The following is a 20,506-nucleotide window of genomic DNA, read 5'->3' on the forward strand; positions in this document are numbered from 1 at the left end:
CTAGACTTCTATTTTTGGTCTTCAATAATTGGGGATTCGTTTACTAAAGGATTGAGGACTAATTCATTCGCAACGCCGTCAGATTTTCGGGGGCGAATTGTGGGACGCGATCGCCTGTAACCTGCTCTTTCGGCTTTTTGATGCTCGTAGTCAATTAGCCTACCATAATGTGGGTGTTTACTTAAATTCATCGACAAGAAAATATGTTGACGAATGTTGCCAAAACCTTTGCGATTAAAAAATTTCACTGCGGCTACATTGGTGGGGTCAGTATCTACTAACATGAATCTTGCGCCATCTTCAATCATGCGAGCAACGACTTTATCAACTAGCTTGTCTGCTACTCCCTGACGCTGATATTTTGGGTTAACTCCCAGCCACAAAATATAACCATAAGTCCAAGATGCTTTAGTTATAATTGTTCCTAAAATAAATCCAGCTAGTTCTCCACTAGTTTCAGCAACTAAGCAATATTCTGGGTCTGTATTATAAAGTCCAATTACTTCCCATTCATCCCAAGTGCGGTAGAGGTATGGATATAAATCGCTGGTGAATAATTCTTCACCTAAATGATATACAGGGGCGATATCATCAATTCCTAGTTCCCGGACATAAATTGCGTCGCTTTCTTCAAATGTAGTCATACGTTAGATAATAAGAATTATACGTTTCGCGCAAAGGCGCTAAAATACAACATAAATTTAAAGTGTGACTTCTTGAATATTATCAATATTTAGTAATGGATATGTTACTGTGTCTTCAACTGATTGTGTACGTTGGCAACGAACGGCAAATTGGCAGTAATTACAGGCTTTACTAGTCTCGATAACTTGTGGGAATGGCTGACTTTTTTGATAAAGTTTTAGCCAAGTAGTTAGATTATTTAATAGCTGATTGAGTTCTTTTGCTGTTTGCTGATGTTGCTTATTATCGTAGGTGTATTTTATATTTTGTGGTCTACCTTCAGACTGAACAAACCAGTAAGTCATTGAGATATTTTCTGGCAAGTATTCGCTGGTTTCGGCTAAGACGTACATATAAAGGCGTGTTTGCCAGTTTTGAGCTAATTTGCGTTTATCTGGTGGTTTGGGATAGGTTTTCCAATCTAAAATTTGCGCTTGCTGGTTATCGGCAATTAATAAATCGTAGATAACAGTTAGTAAATAATCTTGAACTTGTAAGGTACGGTAGTGTTCACTTTCGCGGAAGGTTTGATTATTAATTGTAGGTGTTACAATGTCTGGTGCGGCACTAGCAAATGCAGACATCCACTTTTGTAGTTGGGAATCGGCTTGTAATAAACTATCAATTGGTAAACCGATTTCTCGCTGCTGCATGAGCAAGTGAAACCGACTACCTAAAGTTTGTCTTTCCTCGTGTTCTGGATCTGCGGGAGAATTGAGTTGTTCTAAATATGTATGCTGAAACTGACGAGGACAACGTTCTAATAAGTTGAGTTGTCCTTGGGATAGTCTTAATAAATTAGGAGAAGTTGATAGCATTGTTCTATTATAGATTTAGCTGCGATCGCCTTGCTGAACCCTATTTTATTTGTAATAATTTTTATCTGGGTTTTACCTTAACAAATATCCAAAAATTTAACTCAAGGCTTCACTCAATAATTCGCGGTGCATTAAGGCTCTATCGACTAAAGATTGGATTTTTTCGGGCAAAAGTGGTTCACCATTGGCGTAATATTCCAGCCAAGTTTTACTAATTATACTTGCGTCATCTGGTAAATTTTCTAAATCCCAGCCAGGTATGGCTAAATCTTCCATCAAACGATTGACTTTGGGATCATAACTGAGGGCAAAACAGCGACAACCTTCAGCCGCAGCCATAATTAAACTGTGTAACCGCATTCCAATTGCCATTTCCACACCACGATATACACCTTTTAAAAGTTGTGGATCTTCCAGACACAATATTTGGCTAACATCAGCAAGGTGGGGTTGAATGGCTTGGGCTATGCCTAAATCTTCACTTTTTTGAAATGGCAGCAATAAAATAAATACTTGGGTGGCTTTTTGAAAATCTACTAATGCTTTGGTGAGGTTAGCTAGGCGGGTTGGAGTGAGTTGGGGGTGCGATCGCAATGTTACAGCAACTCTCGGCGTAGGTAAATCTTGAAGTTCGGGGACTGGTTTTCCTTGTAGCGCCCAAACAGGATCAGGTGCGATGATGTGGGGAATTTGCCAATCTGATAATAAAGCCGCACTGGCGCGATCGCGGACACTAACTTTGGTACAACCAGCAAAATTGCGTCTGGCTAACCAGCGCGTTTGCGGACGCAATAAAGGGCCAATACCTTGCGCCCAAGCAATGGTTTTCAAATTCATTGTTTGCGCCAATGTCATCAATCCCCCATAATACAGAGGGCTAATGGTGCTGGTGACATCTTGAATTAAACTACCACCGCCCCAAATAAAAGCATCGCAGGAACGTAAAGCTTGCAGTACAGGTAGCATAGCCATGCGGTTGTAAGTTTCTACATTGTAGCGATCGCGCGTTTCTTCGGGATTGCCAGAAAGCACCACAGGCGTAACATGAGATGGCAACATTTGTAAAAGCGTCGCCAGTAAAGCTTCATCACCACCGTTACCTTTGCCATAATAACCAGACAATAACGCCCGCATAGTTCCCATCTTCAGAATTTGGATTTTAGATTATCAACTTTTTCTCAACAGTTCATAGTATGTCAGCCATCTTGTCAATCAAATAGGAATTTCCTTGTGGGAAGATTGAAGAACAGAAGAAAGAATCAGAGGAAGATTAACTTTTGACTCTTGACTTTTGAACGCCAGTTGCTTCAAGTCGGCAGAGCCGCCCAACGCACTGGCTCCTTTTGACTTTTGACTTATTTATGCACGCCCTATCAATTCCCACTTGGATTATTCACATTTCTAGCGTTATTGAGTGGATTGCCGCGATTTGGTTAATCTGGACTTACGGCGAACTCACTGGTAATCGTAGTTGGTGGGGATTGTCCCTAGCCATGTTACCAGCTTTGGTGAGTGCTATGTGTGCTTGCACTTGGCATTATTTTGACAATGCAGAATCTCTAGAATGGCTGGTAACTTTGCAAGCTACCATGACTTTAGTTGGTAATTTTACACTGTGGGCAGCTGCGGTATGGATTTGGCGTTCCAGCAAGTCTGCCAAAAATGTCACAGATAATGTTGCAGTCTCATCTATTAAATCAAAACCATGATCTCAAAAGAAACCCTGTTTGCCCTTTCCTTGTTTCCCTATTTGGGTTTCTTGTGGTTTCTTAGCCGCAGTCAACAAGTACCCAGGTTAGCATTGTATGGATTTTACGGCACACTTGTATTTGTCGGTGTTACCATCCCCGCAGGTATCTACGCCAAAGTGCATTATGGCGAAGCTTTGGCAAATGTCGATTGGCTACATGGCGGTGCGGAAGTCTTTTTAACCCTATCTAACATCTTGCTGGTGATTGGTTTTCGCCAAGCTGTGAAAGAGAGGTTAGCGTCTAAGAACTAGCGGCTATTATTTTTACTCAGCACTCAGCACTCAGCACTCAGCACTCAGCACTTTTAACAAGGATAAGATAAATGGATGTAATACCAGCAATTGATTTACTTGAAGGTCGTTGTGTGCGACTGTATCAGGGAGATTATGAAAAATCCCAAGTTTTTAGTGAAAATCCTGTGGATGTGGCTAAACAATGGGTAGATCAAGGTGCAACTCGCTTGCACTTGGTTGATTTAGATGGCGCAAAAGCAGGTAAAGTAGTAAATTTGAAAGCGATTGAAGCGATCGCTCAAGCCATATCAGTACCCATTGAAATCGGTGGGGGATTGCGCGATCGCTCTAGTGTGCAGCAAGTGTTTAACTTGGGTGTACAATGGGCAATTCTGGGAACTGTCGCCGTCGAACAACCACAGCTAGTCCAAGAACTCTGCCAAGAATTTCCCCAACAAATTATCATCGGTATTGATGCACGGAATGGGAAAGTAGCTACCCGTGGTTGGTTAGAAACCTCGGAAGTTTTAGCCACTCAACTCGCAGTGCGAATGCAAGAATTAGGTGCAGCCGCCATTATCTACACCGATATTCACCGTGACGGTACTCTTAGTGGCCCCAATATTGAAGCATTACGCGAACTCGCCAATGCGATTTCCATCCCGGTAATTGCTTCTGGTGGTGTGAGTTCGGTGACTGATTTGTTGAGTTTATTAGCTTTAGAAGCACTAGGTGTCACAGGTGCAATTGTGGGACGTGCTTTGTATACTGGCGATATTTTACTCAAAGAAGCACTACGAGCGATCGGCCCAGGACGCATTCAAGATATACCACCAAATCTTGGCTTTTCTTCCTTTGCTTAAAAATAGCTGGATGCAGAATCGCAGCTAAACACACTCGTACTAAGTTGCTTTCAAAATATAGTCTTCCTACTCCCACCCTCAGTAGAGACGTTATATACAACGTCTCTACAACTTGGTATCAGGTTATGTCTGTTGAACCGCGTATAAAATCAAGGGTTTTGTCTGTGTAGCAGTGACTTCAGTCGCCCCCGTGGAAGATGTGAATTATGGGAAACACATCTTCTAAGAAGCTGAAGATTGTAATTGTTCTAATCTTGCCAACACTTCTTGACTGTGAACCGAGGGATTAACTTTGACAAAAGTCTCGCGCAAGATACCTTCTGGGTCAATAATAAAGCTGTGGCGCATCGAGACAAAACCAATCCAAGAACCGTAGGCTTTACTAACTGCGCCAGTTGTATCAGCCAAAAGCGGAAATTTTAATCCCTCAGAATCGCAAAATTCAGCATGAGAATCGACATCATCAGCACTCACGCCAATTATTTGCGTATTTTTTGCCAGATATTTGGGTAAGTCTTGCTGAAAACGCCGCGCTTCGATGGTGCAACCAGAGGTAAAGTCTTTGGGATAAAAGTACAGTACTACCCACTGACCACGCAAATCAGTCAGAGAGATTTTGCCGTCGCCTGTATTTGTCGGCAATGTAAACTCTGGTGCAGGTTGATTTAATGCTGGTAGTTTACCACCCAGCGCGTTAGCCGCAGGTGAAAAGTTGAACCAACAAATGAGAGTAAAGCAGCTGGCAAATAATAGACTCAAAAAATTGCGCCGAGAAATCATGGTGCAAACTATAATTACAACTTTACATAAGTTTACAATTCTTGGTTGCTATTATCACTTAACTCAGATTCGCTGGGGGTATCTGTGCTTTCGATGTATTGGCTATCGAGAAGAAAAGCACCTCTGGTAAAGCGAATACCCCAATAACCTCCCGGACGGCGGTCAAGGACTATACCTTCTTCACCAAGAGTTATCACGTCTGGGGGACGTAACATAGGCATCGGGTCGGCGGTTTTGACGTAGGGTGGTAGCGCCACGACTTTGACTTTGCTACCAATAGCGAATTCTTTGGTCATATAAAAAAAGCTAGAAGTTTGATTAACTCCTAACTTTATCCTAAAGGGGTTGTCAATTTTGTTATTAGTCGGGAAGGAAATTAAGGAATGCGAAAGGAGATGAAACGTCTCTCCTCTCGCCATCTTCTGCAAGGAAGCCTGAGTAAGTCAAAAGTCAAAAATCAAAAGTTAAAAATTTATTTGCTAACAGAAAATATTACTTGTACTTCAGTTAGTGGTAAGTGCCAAACTAACTCAGGTTGCCAAGTATCTGGGTCAAAGTTGGAGTGACGACCGCGCTGATATGCTTGCCATAATCTTTGCCAAGTAAATTCTTGACGAGAATCCAGATTTTTATAAATAACTCTTAATAGTCCTAAGCCTAATAGAACATTAAATACGCCGAATTTTGCGCCTAATAAAAATGCTTGTACTTCTGCTTCGCCTATGGGGTCTGCACCATAACCAGTGAGGACGTGAACGCCATCATGAAGTTGTTTGCGGCGCATACCTGTAGTGAAAGGTTTGAGGTTGTGTGCATCGAGGAAATCAACCCAAGCTTGACCAAAACTGTCAGCAGTTAGCGATCGCAACTTTTCTAGATAAACAATTTGTGGCACATTTTTGCCGCGTGCTTCTGTAATGCGATCGAGTTTGTCTAAAAATTGTTGGATGGGAGGCGTAGATTTGGAGGAAGCAAGATCAGTTTGCATAATTCTAAAATTAAAAATTGATAGGGGTGGGTGAATAATGCCCACCCTGGCTAAATAACTAGTCGTGCTTGTCTCGGTAGATGGTATGAGAGAAACGATTTTGGCTCTCTAGTTATTGTTGTGACTCTAAATTTAAATGCTGAATTGCCAGAATTAGGTATTAGGTTGACGGCGTTGTTGACGACGTTCTTTACCGTTTTGGCGTAATTGCTGAAGTTTGGTTTTTTGTTCGGGAGTTAAAACGGCTTCAATTTGTTGTTTAGAAGATTCACGTATTTGCCGAATTTGGGTTTTTTGCGCTTCGGTTAAATTCAAATCAGCAAAGTCCTTACCACCTCGACGGCCGACACGCTGTCCTGGATTTGCTTGTCTTTCAGCGCGGCGTGCTTCCATTGCTGCTTTGATTTTTGCTTTTTGTTCTGGGGTGAAAACGTTTTCAATTTGAGTGCGGGTGTTGCGTTGAATTTGCTCAATTTGGCTCTTTTGCGCGTCAGTTAGACCTAATTCTGCCCAAGGGCCTTTTTTACCTTGCCAGCGGCCTTGTCCTTCTGCTTGGGCTACTAACAGAGGAGAATGAGAGAAGGCTTGAGCTTTGACAGCTAAGGAAGTTGTTGTCAGAGTTAGAGCGATCGCACCAGCAATGAATGATAATGATTTGAGTTTCATTTTGTACCTTGTTTTCTGTTCCGTTTGAGGATGCCATCATCATAGGAATTTACTCTTATTCATCACATGAGGCGAAAGTCATGTTTACACCCATGACTTTAGTCATGCTTTATTTTTCTGCTATTTGAGTAACAATAACTAGTAAATTCAAGTGACAACAAAAGGCGGGATTAAGTATAATCTCGCCATTTTCTAGTAACGCTCTAAATCTCATATTGCTATGAATCAAACTATTCAAATTCACAATCATCCCTTTCGATTTTTACTGTATTTAGAATGGATATTGCTCACTCTTGCCATTTCATCATCTACTTTTCCTGAATCTTCGCCGCGTTTTGCTAATCACGCCAATCAATTTCCTGAACTGACCATTGGCTGTTTGATTATTTTTGGGGTTATGGGTTTAAGAATCCCCACAGGTAAACCGATCAGTAAAATAATTTATACAGCGATTGAGATTTTATTACTATTTATTACGGGGATGTTTGGTGGGCGAGTGGCGCGATTGTTTCCATTCATCTATCTGATTTTAGTAACCCGTAGTTGTTTAATTTTTCAACTATCAGGGCGTTTAGTTGTGACGGGTTTATCTTTTGGCTTATTTTTAATTACCTTAAATTCCCGCTTACCCAAGGCTTTACCGCCACAAGCCCAAGAGCGGTTTCGGTTTATTACATTCAATACAGCATTATTATTTGGGTTAAGCTTGGTTTTCGTTTTATTATTAATGAATACAGTTTTAGCTGAACGGCAGAGTCGAGAAAAACTAGCGATCGCTAATGATAAACTCCGCCAATATGCTTTGCGAATTGAGAATCAAGCCACCCTAGAAGAACGTACACGCATCGCGCGGGAAATTCATGATTCTTTGGGGCATTCTTTAACTGCTTTAAATTTACAATTAGAAACCGCTTTAAAATTGTGGAATGCCAACCCAGAAAAAGCTCAAACATTTTTAGCTAGAGCCAAAGAATTAGGTTCTAAAGCTTTAAAAGATGTGCGCCAGTCAGTTTCGACTATGCGGGCTAATCCCTTGCAAGAAAAAACTTTAGAACAGGCAATATCTGGACTGTTAGAAGATTTTCATCGCGCTAATGGTATTAGTCCACGTTGTTTTATTAATTTAGATTATCCTCCGCCAACAGAGATTAATATTGCCTTGTATCGGATTATTCAAGAATCATTGACCAATATTTCTAAACATGCACAAGCAACAGAAGTAATCATCGCCCTCACTAGTAATAAAAATAGTTTACGGTTGATGGTGCAAGATAATGGCAGAGGATTTGATATTCAGCAAAATACTACTGGTTTTGGCTTACAAAGTATGCGCGATCGCACTTTAGCGTTAGGGGGGGAATTTAATATTCATACTAGTCCCAATTTTGGCTGTCAAATTACCGTTGATATTCCTTTATTGAGTTTAATGTCATGATTAAAGTATTATTAGTAGATGACCAAAACTTAATCCGCCAAGGACTAAAAGAATTACTAAAATTGGAAGCGGATTTAGAAATTATTGGCGAAGCCGAAAATGGTAAAATTGCTGTGGAATTAGCAGCAAAATTACAACCAGATGTGGTATTAATGGATATTAGAATGCCCATTATGGATGGCGTGGCAGCTACTAAAGAAATTCATCAATATTATGAGAATATCAAAATTTTAGTGCTGACAACTTTTGATAATGATGAATATGTTTCAGCTGCATTACAATACGGTGCAATGGGTTATTTACTCAAAGATACACCCTCAGAAGAATTAGCTGTGGCAATTCGCGCCGTTCACAAAGGTTATACTCAATTGGGGCCAGGAATTGTGCAGAAACTATTAAATCAGTTTCCACATGGTATTCCAACACCATCAGAACCTGTACCACCGAGTTTAACTGAACTCACACCCAGAGAAAAAGAGGTTTTAAAGTTAATTGCGACAGGTGCGAGTAACCGCGAAATTGCCCAAGAATTATATATTTCTGAAGGGACGGTGAAAAATCACGTCACAAATATTTTAAATCGGTTGAGTTTGCGCGATCGCACCCAGGCTGCTATCATCGCTAATACCTTTTTAGCTTATTTAAATGAGTCTGATTAACTTTTAGCACCTGATACTATAGCCTTTCCTAGTCTGCTAAGTTAAAAATTTATCTGCGTCCATCTGCGTCCATCTGCGGTTAATTATTCTTGTTTGTACTTCACTAGAAGAAGAAACGCTATATAGTTTTTTCTAGTCTGCTGATTTAAAAATTTACCTGCGTTTACAGCGTTTTTCATCTAGCCTCTAGCCCCTAGCCTCTATATACAATAATTAATTCTCTATAAACAAAGCCAAACATTCATCTTTTAAAACACCTTTTGTCACCTTGATATTTCTAAAAGACTTAGCTATGATTTCTTCGCAGAAAATATGAATCTGTGACTGATGAATCGAGACTAAATCTTGAATGGAAACACCATAGATAATTTCTGAGATACCTGTCCACACACAAGCTGTTGCACACATCGGACAAGGTTCGCAAGTCGTATATATGCTGTAACCTTCTAAAGAAGGATTTTTGAGTTTAGTTGTTAATTTGCGAATTACATTTATTTCTGCATGTGCAGATGGGTCACTATCTGTTTGCACAGTATTATATGCTACTTCAACAACTTCGTCATCCTTGACAATTACCGCACCATAAGGCCAATCACCTTTTTTGGCAGCTTCCAGAGCTAAACGCATAAAATATTCTTGGTTCATTGTGGTTATTAATAATGAAAAATCATGCTCAATCATATTCCAGATAGATGAAATTTCAGTAAAAGTTTTAAAGGTCGAAAAAATATGTTAATAAGTAGAGAAAAAACTGAATTTTACTTAACAGACTTGGAAACACCTACTGGAAAATTTATCAATCTGACAATTGCGGCTTTAGTACTAATTTCGTCAGGAATTTTTGTTGCCCAAACTTATAATATTCCTTATAATGTTAGATTGCAGCTTGATTTTATTGATACTGCTATCTTGGTAATTTTTGCAGTAGAGTATATAATTCGCCTCTGGAGTGCTGAAAACAAGCTGAAGTATGTTTTTAGTTTTTATGCCATTTTAGATTTAATGGCGATATTGCCATTTTTCTTAGGCGCAGTAGATATCAGCTTTATTCGCCTCCTGAGATGGTTTCGGATTTTAAGATTAATTAGGTTTATTGATCAAAAGTTTTTGTTTGCCAGTGTCAGCAGTGAAGATAGTTTAATCTTCGTGCGGATATTGTTTACATTATTTGCAATTATTTTTATTTATTCGGGGTTAATTTATCAAGTTGAACATCCAGTAAACCCCCAAGTTTACACTACATTTTTGGATGCGTTTTATTTTTCTGTTGTCACGATGACGACTGTCGGGTTTGGGGATGTCACACCAATTTCCGAAGCGGGAAGGTTGTTGACAGTATTGATGATTTTAACAGGTGTCACCTTAATTCCGTGGCAAGTGGGAGATTTAATTAAGCGGTTGGTAAAAAATGCTAATCAGATAGAAACAGTATGTTCCGGTTGTGGTTTAGCTTTTCATGATTTAGATGCGGCTTTTTGTAAAAGATGTGGAACAAAATTGAGAATTAAAAGTGGCGAGTAAAAATTAAATTTTTCTAAGTTTTCCGTAAAAATGTTATCGGGAATTGTAGCGGTTGCTGAATAGACTCAATTCTGAAAGTATCAGGAGTTGAATTTTAGCAATGGATAAGTTATTACTGGCAATTATAGCGATGTTGCTGATAGTGACCGTTCCTAACCTATTGAGTAACCCCATTGCGAATATGTATGGGCCGCACTTTTTGGTGTTTTATGCTGGCATTATTAGTGTAACTTTATTGGCAAGTTACTATAATTTAAAGTTTGACGCAACAGCACAATTACCTTTACCATCAATTCCTACCAATCCTGATCCTTATAAAATTGCATATTTACGTGGTGGAGAAAGTGAGGTCATACGCTTGGTAATATTGAATTTGCTTCAGGATGGTTATTTACAAATTAATCAAGATACCATAGAGCAATCAACTACATATTCTTATCCAGGTAATTTATCACTCATAGAGCGCCAAGTATTTGACTATTTTGTGTTTCCAAAATTAGCTAGTCAAACACTCAGTTACACAATTTCAAACACAATTATCCACAAATACTGGTGTGAAACTTACGAAGAATCGCTACTAAATGAGCAACTTTTACTACCCAAAACCGCCAGAGACTTAGCAAAGAAAATCAGTGTTTTGGGAAGTTGTATTATTTTGGGATTGGGTGGTTATAAGCTTTCAATAGCATTGCTTAAAGGATATAACAATGTTTTCTTTCTCATTATTATAGGTCTAATTTATTGGATTATTTTTATACTGCTCTCTTGTCCATCCAGACGAACTCAACTGGGAGAAAGGTATATAAAACAACTTCAGCAAAGTTTTATACAACTTAAAAACAAAATCATTCGCACCATATCCGATGACAGAAATGAAACAGATTTGAATATGTTGTTGCCTGTAGCCATTTTTGGTGTAGAAATCTTACATGGAACTTCCTACACAGATTTTGCAAAAATTTTCGCGCCATTAGTCACCAGCCATGATAACGGAGGAAGTAGCGGTGGCGGTGGTGGTTGTGGCGGTGGTGGTTGTGGTGGTGGTGGCGGTGGTGGCGGTGGTGGCGGCTGCGGTGGCTGCGGTGGTGGTGGCTAAAACTGAGTGTGATATAATACATTCCAGAGTTGAAAAAGCGAGATGAATTAAACAACCGCTACCAAGATTTTGACAATTAATTGTTCCTAACTTTAGGCATTTCCTAACAAGGAGTAAAAGTAATGGATACATTACTGCACAACTTCGTTGCAGATATGTATGGGCCGAACTTTCTGCTATTGTATGGTGTTGTTATCATCGCAACTTTGTTATTATGTGAACGTTTAGTCCAAGATCCAACAAAAAATCAGCCTTTACCGCTAATTCCGGCTGAACCAGATCCTTACAAAATCGCTTACTTGCGTTCTCAAGCAACCGGAGTTGCTCATTTAATATTATTCAACTTGATTCAGCAGGGTTATTTGCAAGTCAGTGGGCAGACTATTAGTAAAGCATCTGATCATCCTGACATATCAAATTTACAACCAGTCGAACGGCAAGTTTTTGAGAAGTTGTCTGAACCTGCTACGGCTAAAACATCTTTGTGGTTAGCGACTCAGTGTGTACAGTCATTCTGCAATACTTATCAAGAAAAGTTGCATGATGAACAATTGTTGTATAGTGCGAAGTGGCAAGAATGGAATATTAAAATCGGCTTAGTTGGCGCGATGCTAATTTTTGGCTTGGGTGGCTATAAGCTGCTGATAGCTTTGGGTAAGGGACGCTATAACGTTGGTTTTTTGATAATTATGGGTGTGTCGTCCATTATTTATCTGCTGTGGTATGTGAGTCAGCACAAGTTTCTCAGCCATTTGGGAAAAAGGTATCTGCAACAACTGCAAACCACCTTCAACAAACTGCGCGAAACTTCTATTGTCAACAACAACTTACTGGTATTAGCACTGTTTGGTGTTGAGTCTTTGGCTGGAACTACCTACGATGCTTACTATAAAGCGTTCTTTCCACCAGCTTATTCTACAACAAGTAGCCGCAGTAGTTCGTCTAGTAGTTCATGTAGTAGTGGGAGTTCCTGCGGTAGTTCTTGTAGTAGCGGGAGTTCTTGCGGGAGTTCTTGCGGGAGTTCTTGTGGTGGTGGTTGCGGTGGCGGTTGTGGTGGGTAGAGAGAATGTTAACTAAACCTGTACCCAGCACAGTTATAAAATCGCTCATACTCAAGTTACTGATTATCTCACTGGTAATGTGTGTAGTGTTGGCGATCGCAAAAATCATCACAGACATGAATAACGTTGATTTTCTGAGGTTTTATGGTGCTATTGTCATAATTACAGCGTTAGTTGGTCGCTGGTTTATGCAAGATCCTACAAGAAATCAACCTTTACCCCTCATTCCTGCTGAACCAGATCCTTACGAAATTGCTTACTTGCGTTCTGAAGAAATGGGAGTAGCAAAGGTAGCAATGATGGACTTGTCACAGCGCGGTTATTTACAAATCACAGAAGACTCTATCCAACAAGCAGAAAATCATCCTGATATATCTCTGCTAACAACCATACAACGTGAGGCATTTGATTGGTTTGCGACATCAACAACACCAAGAATATCTGGGTGGTTATTAGCCAGACAATTACAGCCACACTGCACAGTTTATCAACAACAATTACAAAGTAAACAACTACTAACTTCTGAACAAATGCAAGTCCGAAAAGAGTTAGTTAGCTTTATCGGGATTTCTATCATTCTGATGTTAGGTGGCTTTAAATTGGTAGTAGCATTATTAGATGACTCCCATAATGTCGCTTATCTCATCATTGTGGGAATATTTTCGGTTTATTTTCTCCATAGTCTCTCTCAAATATCTCGTCTTAGCACGCTGGGGAAAAATTACCTCAAACAACTCGAAGCTACATTTGGACAATTAAAACAAAAAATTCAAGCTGATATCCCTGAAGCAACCTTCGCCCAGTTAAAACAAAAAGTAGAAATTGGCATTCCATCGGAATTAGAATACAAATTGGCTGTCGCACTTTATGGTTTTGAATTACTCGCCGGAAGTCGTTACGACAGATTTCAAAATATTTTTGTACCTGTGATAAATACCGCCAATAGGCAAAATAGTAGTTCTGGTGGCTGTGGTGGCGGTGGCTGTAGTGGGGGTTGTAGTGGTTCCTGCGGCGGTGGTTGTGGTGGATGTGGCGGTGGAGACTAAAAAATGATGCTATCTCAACTTCCTAGTTTGGGTGTCGGGTTGGGTTTTCGAGAACCATTCAAAAGTGATTTGTTTCTTAACCGTCCACAAGTAGACTTTCTGGAAATTGTGGCAGAACATTATCTTGATGCACCAGTACAAAAACAACAAGAATTAGAAATACTGGCTGCACATTTCCCAATAGTTCCCCACGCCATTAATTTGTCGCTGGGTAGTGCGGAAGGTTTAGATACAGATTATTTACGCAAACTTGCAACCTTAATTCAACAAGTTAACCCGCCTTGGTGGAGTGAGCATATTTGTTTTACCAAAGCTGGCGGTGTGGATATTGGGCATTTGTCACCCTTACCTTACACCAAAGAGGCGGTAGATATACTCTGTCGCAATATTGCCGAGGTGCGACGCTTTGTTGATGTGCCGTTAATTCTGGAAAATATTACTTATATGGTAAAACTTCCTGGTGCAGAGATGACCGAAGCGCAGTTTTTGGCGGAAGTGGTAGAACGTGCTGACTGTGGGTTGCTGTTGGATGTGACGAATTTACATACCAATGCAGTGAATTATGGTTATGATGTCCAAGATTTTCTCAATGATTTACCGTGGGAACGTGTTGTGCAGTTGCATTTCGTCGGCGGACATTGGCACGATGGTGTATTAATTGATAGTCATTCCCAGTCCACACCGCCGGAAGTTTGGCAAATAATGGCGGAAGTTGTAGCCCGCATTCCTGTTAAAGGGATAGTGTTAGAACGGGATGAAAATTTACCTCCGTTTACAGAAATAGTCCAAGAATTGCAGACAGCACGAAAGATTCTCATACCAAGTTGCTGGGGTGGGTGTGGGGAATAGAAAAAACGAACCGCAAAGGACGCAAAGGACACGAAGGTAAGAGAGTTTGAGAGTTGACAGCTTATTAGGAGTTATCAAAGATGGGGTTAGCACAAACCCAGCAAGTTTTAGCCCAGCTTTACACCAATACTGAATTTCGAGGGCGTTTTTTTGCCAACCCGCAAGCGGTGGGTGTGGAGTTTGGTTTGAGTGATGATGAAGTACAAAAGTTAGCGGAAGTTTCATCACAGGAAGTCAATATATTTGCCAATTCTCTCAAGTGGAAGCGGTTAGGCGAAATACGGGAACTGTTACCCAGAACTGCTAAGGTGTTGGGCAAAAATTTTAATACCTTGTTTTGGCGATATGCAGAGACTTATTTACCCACGGGAATTAAAAAACATCGGGATGATGCGATCGCTTTTGCTAACTTTATGATGAAGGTGGCGCAAAATGAAAATTTAGCACCTGCTTGGATAGGTGATTTAGTCAGGTATGAACAAACTTGGCTGTTAACTTATGAACCAGGAGTTTGTTTAAAATTTTGTTGGTTGCGTTACGCTATTCATCGTGATTTTACTGCAAAACCAACTTTGGCAATCTGGTGGCGTTGGTCGGGGCGATCGCAGCTACATCATATAATTTTATGATATTGTCTCACGCAGAGGCGCGGAGAGTGTGAGACAATATCATTCACGGATAGCTTGAATAAATTCCTGTACCGCATCATACTGGTCAGAACTGGCGATATACCGCAGCAAAATTACTGGATCTAAATCTGGGAAAAACCGACTCCGGTTGACTTCTACATACTCACCACTTTCGGTTAGAGAAAATATTTGGATTTGATGAGATTTCCAGAACCAAACTTCTGGTATATTCTTCGGTTTGTATAAATCTTTTCTATTAATACTGCCACTGGTAACAACAACTTCAATCACAATGTCAGGAACTTCTCTTTTAACACCAATGCTGTAAGATTCATCTGGTGTACCAGAAGCATATCCCGGTTCTTCTAAAGTATAGCCACCCCGCTTATAAAACCGGATGTTTTTCTCTCTCATATAAGCTTCTAGTAATAAACTCAGAGTACTTTTTACGAACTCATGTTCTTCTCCAACTGGCGACATAATTTCTAATATTCCTGACAAATAAGACAGTCGAACATGATGATTGTCCTTTAGCTGTGTTTCAATTCCCTTGAATTGCTCCCATGAAACATCTTTCAGAGTTACTAGTTGTTCTTTCTTGGGCTGGTCTACAAGTGGAATACTCATCATCACAGTTACCTAAATAACCAAATCTGTACTTATGCTCATTAAATAGAAAATACAGTTAACTTACCTAAAAATAATTGTTATTATAACTCATTTTGTAGTGAATAAAACTACCATAAGTAATGAACACATCGTAAAATTACTCATGAATAAAATAGACCGCCAGAGAGAACATCAAGCCAATGAACGAACTTTTTTAGCTTGGTTGAGAACTTCTATTGCTTTAATTGGTTTTGGTTTTGCTATTGCCAGGTTTGGTCTATTTTTACGCCAATTAAATACAGCAATTACCCAACAAGAACCCGTGGTTCATCCTTTATTTAACTCGGAGAATTTAGGAGTTGCTTTAGTAATTGTGGGAGTAAGTGCGATCGCTCTAGCCGCGTGGCGATATAATCAGGTTTTCTGGCAAATTGAACGGGGAGATTATCAACCCAATCGTTTACCTGTGTGGATACTCACCGCAGTGGTGATGATTTTAGGTTTACTGAGTATTCCTTTATTGTTTTTACGCAATCATCTGACACCACGCCCATCTTCAATATCACCCCAGCCCCAAACTAAAAATATTAACCCAAAATAATTCATGATTTATTTATGACCATAGACATATTTAAATTATGACTATTGGCATATTTTTCAAATTAATTTTGTGCTTTTAAATATCAGCCGCTAAAATTTTAGAATAGATTAATCAGGCATATAAAGCTGTTTTGAAAACTCAAATCAGTTCCCGCACCTCTACCCCCACAAATCAAAAGCATCTATTCAAAAGTCTTGAATAGAGATTGTTTCTGCCCTTGAGTACATCGTTAATAGATATTATTAAATAAAGTATTTCGGATGAGATACTAAGAGCATACAATCACTATTTAGAGTCAACTCCAAAGCCCGCAAGTGGTCAATCAAATATTATCCTAACCAGAGATAATCCTACCTACACATATTGGATTTTCCAGTTGGATGCAGCTAACACCAACCACCAACTTCCAGGCTTTAACTATTTCTAATTAGTACCACAACGCTGTCTGATAGTGCCGTTTAAAGGCTAGGACTACAATTATGAGTCAAACCTTTGCAACCATCGACGGGAATGAAGCTGTTGCCCGTGTTGCTTACAAATTAAATGAAGTAATTGCTATTTATCCTATTACTCCCTCTTCCGCGATGGGTGAATGGGCGGATGCTTGGTCAGCAGAAGGTCGTCCCAATCTTTGGGGTACGGTTCCCAGCGTTGTGCAGATGCAAAGTGAAGGTGGTGCGGCTGGTGCAGTTCATGGGGCATTACAAACAGGTTCTCTGAGTACCACATTTACGGCATCTCAAGGGCTATTGTTAATGATTCCTAACCTCTACAAAATTGCGGGGGAACTCACTAGCACAGTTGTTCATGTGGCTGCACGCTCATTGGCTACTCATGCTTTATCCATTTTCGGCGATCATAGTGATGTGATGGCGGCGCGGGCAACTGGCTTTGCCTTGTTGTGTTCCGCTTCAGTGCAAGAAAGTCACGACTTAGCCCTCATCGCCCATGCAGCTACTCTCAAATCAAGAGTTTCGTTTATGCACTTTTTTGACGGGTTCCGCACCTCTCATGAAGTGCAGAAGGTGAAATTATTGGCGGATGACGATATTAAATCGCTCATTCCTGACGAGTTAATTTTAGAACACCGCGCCCGTGCTTTAACCCCAGACCGCCCTGTGTTGCGGGGTACTGCCCAAAACCCTGATGTTTACTTCCAGTCGCGGGAAGGCGCAAACCCTTACTACAACGCCTGTCCAGAAATTGTCCAAGATATCATGGATCAATTTGGCGATCGCACAGGTAGATATTACCGCATTTTTGAATATCACGGTGCTGAAGATGCGGAACGGGTAATTGTCATCATGGGTTCTGGTTGTGAAACCGTCCATGAAACAGTTGATTATCTCAACGCCCGTGGGGAAAAAGTCGGCGTGGTGAAAGTACGCCTCTACCGTCCCTTTGATATCCAAAGGTTTGTGCAAATGTTACCAGAAACTGTACAAGCGATCGCGGTTTTAGACCGCACAAAAGAAGCAGGTAGCACCGGCGAACCACTATATCTCGATGTGGTCGCAGCTATCCACGAAATCTATGCTGAACGCGGTAGTGGTCGAGACAAGGTTCCCTCGGAAATTGTCGCTGCCCGTGGTAGTGGCAGAGATAAAGTTCCCTCGGAAATTGTCGCTGCCCGTGGTAGTGGCAGAGATGAGGTTCCCTCAGAAATTGTCGCTGCCCGTGGTAGTGGTCGAGATCAAGTCCCACCGATGATTATCTGTGGTCGTTACGGCCTTTCCTCCAAGGAATTTACTCCTGCAATGGTGAAGGCCGTTTTCGACAACTTATCTCAACCAAAACCAAAAAATCATTTCACTGTGGGTATTCACGATGATGTTACCCACACTTCCCTTTCCTTTGACCCCAACTTTTCCATCGAACCCGATACCGTCGTCCGGGCTATGTTCTACGGCTTGGGTTCTGATGGGACGGTAGGGGCGAATAAAAACTCCATCAAAATTATCGGTGAGGGAACCGATAACTACGCCCAAGGTTACTTTGTCTACGACTCGAAAAAATCCGGTTCTATGACCGTATCTCACCTGCGGTTCGGGCCGCAACCGATACGGTCTACCTACCTGATAGACAAAGCCAACTTTATTGGCTGTCACCACTGGGTATTTCTAGAAAAGGTCGATGTGCTGCAAGGGGCGGCAACTGGCGCGACAATTTTGTTAAACAGTCCTTTTGATAAAGAGACAGTTTGGCAAAATCTCCCCCTGAAAGTCCGACAGCAAATTTTAGATAAGCAGCTGAAATTGTATGTCATCAATGCCAACCAAGTCGCCCGTGAAAGTGGCATGGGAGGACGCATCAATACAATTATGCAGGTATGCTTCTTTGCCTTAGCGGGGGTATTGCCACAAGCAGATGCGATCGCCAAAATTAAAAAGGTGATCGAAAAGACTTATGGTAAAAAAGGCGCAGATATCGTCCGCATGAACTTGCAAGCGGTCGATATGACCTTAGATAATCTGCATCAAGTCAATATCCCCACCGCCGAACAAGGTAAATGGCTAGATGAAGAATTATTCTCGACCAATTCCTTACCTGTGAGTGCGCCCGAATTTATCCAAGAAGTCCTCGGTAAAATCATGATTTGGCAAGGCGATGATTTACCTGTCAGTGCCTTACCAGCAGATGGAACCTTCCCCACAGGTACCGCCAAATGGGAAAAACGCAACGTCGCCCAAGAAATCCCCGTTTGGGAACCGGATGTCTGCGTACAATGCAGTAAATGTGTGATGGTTTGTCCGCACAGTGCCATCCGTGGCAAAGTTTATCAAGAAAGTGAATTAGCTAACGCACCGTCCGCCTTTAAGTCGGTGAATGCCAAAGATAAAGATTTTAATCATCAAAAATTTACTATTCAAGTTGCTCCCGAAGATTGTACAGGTTGCGCTATTTGTGTCAATATTTGTCCAGCTAAAAGTAAATCTGAACCGACGAAAAAAGCCATTAATATGGCACAGCAACTACCTTTAAGAGAACAAGAAAAGCAAAACTGGGATTTCTTTTTAAACTTACCCAATCCCGACCGGAGAAATTTAAAATTAAACCAAATTCGTCAACAACAATTACAAGAACCCTTATTTGAATTTTCTGGTGCTTGCGCTGGTTGTGGTGAGACACCTTATTTAAAATTATTAACCCAATTGTTTGGCGATCGCTCAGTTATTGCCAACGCTACCGGCTGTTCCTCCATCTACGGCGGCAACTTGCCCACCACCCCTTGGACAACCAACGCCGATGGACGCGGCCCCGCTTGGTCGAATAGTTTATTTGAAGATAACGCCGAATTTGGTTTTGGTTATCGCTTATCCATAGATAAACAAGCTGAATTTGCCGCCGAATTATTACAACAAATCAGCAGTGAAGTAGGCGACAACCTCGTTCATGCCATCCTCAGTGCCGAACAAAAAAACGAAGCCGATATTTGGGAACAACGAGAAAGAGTTGCATTATTAAAAGACAAATTAGATCACATTTTAACTTCAGAAATTGATGCTAATTTAAAATCCAAAACTTGCAATTTAAAATCTATTGCAGATTACTTAGTTAAGAAAAGCGTCTGGATTATCGGCGGTGATGGTTGGGCCTATGATATTGACTTTGGTGGTATTGACCATGTGTTATCTAGCGATCGCAACGTCAATATTTTGGTGATGGATACAGAAGTATATTCTAATACTGGCGGTCAGTCTTCCAAAGCCACCCCCAAAGCAGCCGTCGCCAAATTTGCCGCCAGTGGTAAGCCTGCACCCAAAAAAGACTTAGGCTTAATGGCCATGAACTACGGTAATGTCTACGTAGCAAGTGTAGCTTTAGGTGCAAAAGACGACCACACCCTCAAAGCCTTTTTAGAAGCCGAAGCTTACGACGGCCCATCATTAATTATTGCCTACAGCCATTGCATCGCCCACGGCATCAACATGACCACGGGCATGAATCACCAAAAAGCTTTGATAGAATCAGGACGTTGGTTGTTGTATCGCCACAATCCCCTATTAAAAGAACAAGGAAAGAACCCCTTACAATTAGATATGCGCCCTCCGACGCAATCTGTAGAAGCATCAATGTATCAAGAAAATCGCTTCAAAATGCTCACCAAGAGTAAACCAGAAATTGCCAAGCAGTTGTTACAACAAGCACAAGCCGAAGTTGATGCCCGTTGGCAAATGTATCAGTATTTAGCCCAACGCAATCCCTAGATCATAAGA

General features: G+C 40.9%; 22 protein-coding genes. 13 read left to right on the top strand and 9 right to left on the bottom strand.

Going from position 1 to position 20,506, the window contains the following annotated elements:
- Positions 1–8: 8 nt before the first annotated feature.
- From H6G74_RS18675 to csaB, 3 genes are all read right to left on the bottom strand, one after another.
- Positions 9–644 (bottom strand): GNAT family N-acetyltransferase, encoded by a 636-nt coding sequence (locus H6G74_RS18675; protein ID WP_190969097.1) that lies wholly within the window; start codon positions 642–644, stop codon positions 9–11.
- Between the two features lie 57 nt (positions 645–701).
- Complete coding sequence (locus H6G74_RS18680; RefSeq protein WP_190969098.1) at positions 702–1,502, bottom strand: PD-(D/E)XK nuclease family protein; 801 nt, start codon at positions 1,500–1,502, stop codon at positions 702–704.
- A 96-nt stretch (positions 1,503–1,598) separates the two neighbouring features.
- Positions 1,599–2,636 (bottom strand): polysaccharide pyruvyl transferase CsaB, encoded by a 1,038-nt coding sequence (gene csaB, locus H6G74_RS18685; protein WP_190969130.1) that lies wholly within the window; start codon positions 2,634–2,636, stop codon positions 1,599–1,601.
- Between the two features lie 227 nt (positions 2,637–2,863).
- Here csaB and H6G74_RS18690 point away from each other — a divergent pair, with 227 nt between their 5' ends.
- The 3 genes from H6G74_RS18690 (at position 2,864) to hisA (ending at position 4,349) form a co-directional block, all read left to right on the top strand.
- Positions 2,864–3,211, top strand: a complete 348-nt coding sequence (locus H6G74_RS18690) for a DUF2499 domain-containing protein (RefSeq protein ID WP_190588311.1) — start codon at positions 2,864–2,866, stop codon at positions 3,209–3,211.
- Positions 3,208–3,504 carry a DUF3593 domain-containing protein gene (locus tag H6G74_RS18695; protein ID WP_190969099.1) on the top strand — a complete coding sequence of 99 codons (297 nt, stop codon included), beginning with the start codon at positions 3,208–3,210 and terminating at the stop codon, positions 3,502–3,504. Before H6G74_RS18690 ends, H6G74_RS18695 begins: the two co-directional genes overlap by 4 nt.
- 71 nt (positions 3,505–3,575) lie before the next feature.
- The gene (gene hisA / locus H6G74_RS18700; RefSeq protein WP_190969100.1) at positions 3,576–4,349 is read left to right on the top strand and encodes a 1-(5-phosphoribosyl)-5-[(5-phosphoribosylamino)methylideneamino]imidazole-4-carboxamide isomerase; all 774 of its coding nucleotides are present in this window, start codon (positions 3,576–3,578) and stop codon (positions 4,347–4,349) included.
- Between the two features lie 222 nt (positions 4,350–4,571).
- On the opposite strand, the gene H6G74_RS18705 is transcribed toward hisA, so the two are convergent.
- The 4 genes from H6G74_RS18705 to H6G74_RS18720 all read right to left on the bottom strand — a co-directional run bounded on the left by H6G74_RS18705 (position 4,572) and on the right by H6G74_RS18720 (position 6,783).
- Positions 4,572–5,129: a peroxiredoxin gene (locus tag H6G74_RS18705; RefSeq protein WP_190969101.1), complete on the bottom strand. Its 558-nt coding sequence runs from the start codon at positions 5,127–5,129 to the stop codon at positions 4,572–4,574.
- Positions 5,130–5,161: 32 nt separating this feature from the next.
- A complete protein-coding gene (gene sipA / locus H6G74_RS18710) occupies positions 5,162–5,425 on the bottom strand; it encodes a regulatory protein SipA (protein ID WP_190969102.1) in 264 nt (87 codons plus the stop codon).
- Between the two features lie 176 nt (positions 5,426–5,601).
- Positions 5,602–6,117: a hypothetical protein gene (locus H6G74_RS18715; RefSeq protein ID WP_190969103.1), complete on the bottom strand. Its 516-nt coding sequence runs from the start codon at positions 6,115–6,117 to the stop codon at positions 5,602–5,604.
- Between the two features lie 153 nt (positions 6,118–6,270).
- The gene (locus H6G74_RS18720) at positions 6,271–6,783 is read right to left on the bottom strand and encodes a Spy/CpxP family protein refolding chaperone (RefSeq protein WP_190969104.1); all 513 of its coding nucleotides are present in this window, start codon (positions 6,781–6,783) and stop codon (positions 6,271–6,273) included.
- A gap of 220 nt (positions 6,784–7,003) precedes the next feature.
- Between H6G74_RS18720 and H6G74_RS18725 the strand changes: the two genes are divergently transcribed.
- Positions 7,004–8,218, top strand: a complete 1,215-nt coding sequence (locus tag H6G74_RS18725) for a sensor histidine kinase (RefSeq protein WP_190969105.1) — start codon at positions 7,004–7,006, stop codon at positions 8,216–8,218.
- A complete protein-coding gene (locus H6G74_RS18730) occupies positions 8,215–8,877 on the top strand; it encodes a response regulator (protein ID WP_190969106.1) in 663 nt (220 codons plus the stop codon). Before H6G74_RS18725 ends, H6G74_RS18730 begins: the two co-directional genes overlap by 4 nt.
- Before the next feature lie 213 nt (positions 8,878–9,090).
- Here H6G74_RS18730 and H6G74_RS18735 read toward each other — a convergent pair whose 3' ends face one another.
- Positions 9,091–9,522, bottom strand: coding sequence for a nucleoside deaminase (locus tag H6G74_RS18735; RefSeq protein ID WP_190969107.1), 432 nt, complete (start codon positions 9,520–9,522; stop codon positions 9,091–9,093).
- A gap of 84 nt (positions 9,523–9,606) precedes the next feature.
- On the opposite strand from H6G74_RS18735, the gene H6G74_RS18740 reads away from it, so the two are divergent.
- The 6 genes from H6G74_RS18740 to H6G74_RS18765 all read left to right on the top strand — a co-directional run bounded on the left by H6G74_RS18740 (position 9,607) and on the right by H6G74_RS18765 (position 15,079).
- Positions 9,607–10,398, top strand: a complete 792-nt coding sequence (locus tag H6G74_RS18740) for an ion transporter (protein ID WP_190969108.1) — start codon at positions 9,607–9,609, stop codon at positions 10,396–10,398.
- A 100-nt stretch (positions 10,399–10,498) separates the two neighbouring features.
- Positions 10,499–11,494: a TIGR04222 domain-containing membrane protein gene (locus tag H6G74_RS18745; protein WP_190969109.1), complete on the top strand. Its 996-nt coding sequence runs from the start codon at positions 10,499–10,501 to the stop codon at positions 11,492–11,494.
- Between the two features lie 122 nt (positions 11,495–11,616).
- Positions 11,617–12,555, top strand: coding sequence for a TIGR04222 domain-containing membrane protein (locus tag H6G74_RS18750; RefSeq protein ID WP_190969110.1), 939 nt, complete (start codon positions 11,617–11,619; stop codon positions 12,553–12,555).
- Positions 12,507–13,601, top strand: a complete 1,095-nt coding sequence (locus H6G74_RS18755) for a TIGR04222 domain-containing membrane protein (RefSeq protein ID WP_242051279.1) — start codon at positions 12,507–12,509, stop codon at positions 13,599–13,601. The genes H6G74_RS18750 and H6G74_RS18755 overlap by 49 nt, the downstream gene beginning before the upstream one ends.
- 3 nt (positions 13,602–13,604) lie before the next feature.
- Positions 13,605–14,450 carry a DUF692 domain-containing protein gene (locus H6G74_RS18760; protein WP_242051280.1) on the top strand — a complete coding sequence of 282 codons (846 nt, stop codon included), beginning with the start codon at positions 13,605–13,607 and terminating at the stop codon, positions 14,448–14,450.
- Positions 14,451–14,530: 80 nt separating this feature from the next.
- The gene (locus H6G74_RS18765; protein ID WP_190969111.1) at positions 14,531–15,079 is read left to right on the top strand and encodes a hypothetical protein; all 549 of its coding nucleotides are present in this window, start codon (positions 14,531–14,533) and stop codon (positions 15,077–15,079) included.
- A gap of 39 nt (positions 15,080–15,118) precedes the next feature.
- Here H6G74_RS18765 and H6G74_RS18770 read toward each other — a convergent pair whose 3' ends face one another.
- On the bottom strand, positions 15,119–15,709 hold the full coding sequence (locus H6G74_RS18770) for a Uma2 family endonuclease (RefSeq protein ID WP_242051281.1): 591 nt from the start codon (positions 15,707–15,709) through the stop codon (positions 15,119–15,121).
- Between the two features lie 142 nt (positions 15,710–15,851).
- Here H6G74_RS18770 and H6G74_RS18775 point away from each other — a divergent pair, with 142 nt between their 5' ends.
- Both H6G74_RS18775 and nifJ read left to right on the top strand, forming a co-directional pair.
- Positions 15,852–16,289, top strand: coding sequence for a YidH family protein (locus H6G74_RS18775; protein WP_190969112.1), 438 nt, complete (start codon positions 15,852–15,854; stop codon positions 16,287–16,289).
- A gap of 479 nt (positions 16,290–16,768) precedes the next feature.
- Positions 16,769–20,497 carry a pyruvate:ferredoxin (flavodoxin) oxidoreductase gene (gene nifJ, locus H6G74_RS18780; RefSeq protein WP_190969113.1) on the top strand — a complete coding sequence of 1,243 codons (3,729 nt, stop codon included), beginning with the start codon at positions 16,769–16,771 and terminating at the stop codon, positions 20,495–20,497.
- The last annotated feature ends 9 nt before the right edge of the window (positions 20,498–20,506 follow it).

The sequence above is a fragment of the Nostoc spongiaeforme FACHB-130 genome (assembly GCF_014698475.1).
GTDB classification, from domain to species: domain Bacteria; phylum Cyanobacteriota; class Cyanobacteriia; order Cyanobacteriales; family Nostocaceae; genus Nostoc_B; species Nostoc_B spongiaeforme.

What these genes read in the sequence shown, in the direction of transcription:
- H6G74_RS18705 (WP_190969101.1), bottom strand. Translation starts at nt 5,129, where the DNA reads ATGATTTCTCGGCGCAATTTTTTGAGTCTATTATTTGCCAGCTGCTTT.
- nifJ (WP_190969113.1), top strand. Translation starts at nt 16,769, where the DNA reads ATGAGTCAAACCTTTGCAACCATCGACGGGAATGAAGCTGTTGCCCGT.
- H6G74_RS18760 (WP_242051280.1), top strand. Translation starts at nt 13,605, where the DNA reads ATGATGCTATCTCAACTTCCTAGTTTGGGTGTCGGGTTGGGTTTTCGA.
- H6G74_RS18750 (WP_190969110.1), top strand. Translation starts at nt 11,617, where the DNA reads ATGGATACATTACTGCACAACTTCGTTGCAGATATGTATGGGCCGAAC.
- H6G74_RS18675 (WP_190969097.1), bottom strand. Translation starts at nt 644, where the DNA reads ATGACTACATTTGAAGAAAGCGACGCAATTTATGTCCGGGAACTAGGA.
- H6G74_RS18740 (WP_190969108.1), top strand. Translation starts at nt 9,607, where the DNA reads ATGTTAATAAGTAGAGAAAAAACTGAATTTTACTTAACAGACTTGGAA.
- H6G74_RS18775 (WP_190969112.1), top strand. Translation starts at nt 15,852, where the DNA reads ATGAATAAAATAGACCGCCAGAGAGAACATCAAGCCAATGAACGAACT.
- H6G74_RS18715 (WP_190969103.1), bottom strand. Translation starts at nt 6,117, where the DNA reads ATGCAAACTGATCTTGCTTCCTCCAAATCTACGCCTCCCATCCAACAA.
- H6G74_RS18695 (WP_190969099.1), top strand. Translation starts at nt 3,208, where the DNA reads ATGATCTCAAAAGAAACCCTGTTTGCCCTTTCCTTGTTTCCCTATTTG.
- H6G74_RS18765 (WP_190969111.1), top strand. Translation starts at nt 14,531, where the DNA reads ATGGGGTTAGCACAAACCCAGCAAGTTTTAGCCCAGCTTTACACCAAT.
- csaB (WP_190969130.1), bottom strand. Translation starts at nt 2,636, where the DNA reads ATGCGGGCGTTATTGTCTGGTTATTATGGCAAAGGTAACGGTGGTGAT.
- H6G74_RS18690 (WP_190588311.1), top strand. Translation starts at nt 2,864, where the DNA reads ATGCACGCCCTATCAATTCCCACTTGGATTATTCACATTTCTAGCGTT.
- H6G74_RS18745 (WP_190969109.1), top strand. Translation starts at nt 10,499, where the DNA reads ATGGATAAGTTATTACTGGCAATTATAGCGATGTTGCTGATAGTGACC.
- hisA (WP_190969100.1), top strand. Translation starts at nt 3,576, where the DNA reads ATGGATGTAATACCAGCAATTGATTTACTTGAAGGTCGTTGTGTGCGA.
- H6G74_RS18770 (WP_242051281.1), bottom strand. Translation starts at nt 15,709, where the DNA reads ATGATGAGTATTCCACTTGTAGACCAGCCCAAGAAAGAACAACTAGTA.
- sipA (WP_190969102.1), bottom strand. Translation starts at nt 5,425, where the DNA reads ATGACCAAAGAATTCGCTATTGGTAGCAAAGTCAAAGTCGTGGCGCTA.
- H6G74_RS18725 (WP_190969105.1), top strand. Translation starts at nt 7,004, where the DNA reads ATGAATCAAACTATTCAAATTCACAATCATCCCTTTCGATTTTTACTG.
- H6G74_RS18735 (WP_190969107.1), bottom strand. Translation starts at nt 9,522, where the DNA reads ATGAACCAAGAATATTTTATGCGTTTAGCTCTGGAAGCTGCCAAAAAA.
- H6G74_RS18730 (WP_190969106.1), top strand. Translation starts at nt 8,215, where the DNA reads ATGATTAAAGTATTATTAGTAGATGACCAAAACTTAATCCGCCAAGGA.
- H6G74_RS18680 (WP_190969098.1), bottom strand. Translation starts at nt 1,502, where the DNA reads ATGCTATCAACTTCTCCTAATTTATTAAGACTATCCCAAGGACAACTC.
- H6G74_RS18720 (WP_190969104.1), bottom strand. Translation starts at nt 6,783, where the DNA reads ATGAAACTCAAATCATTATCATTCATTGCTGGTGCGATCGCTCTAACT.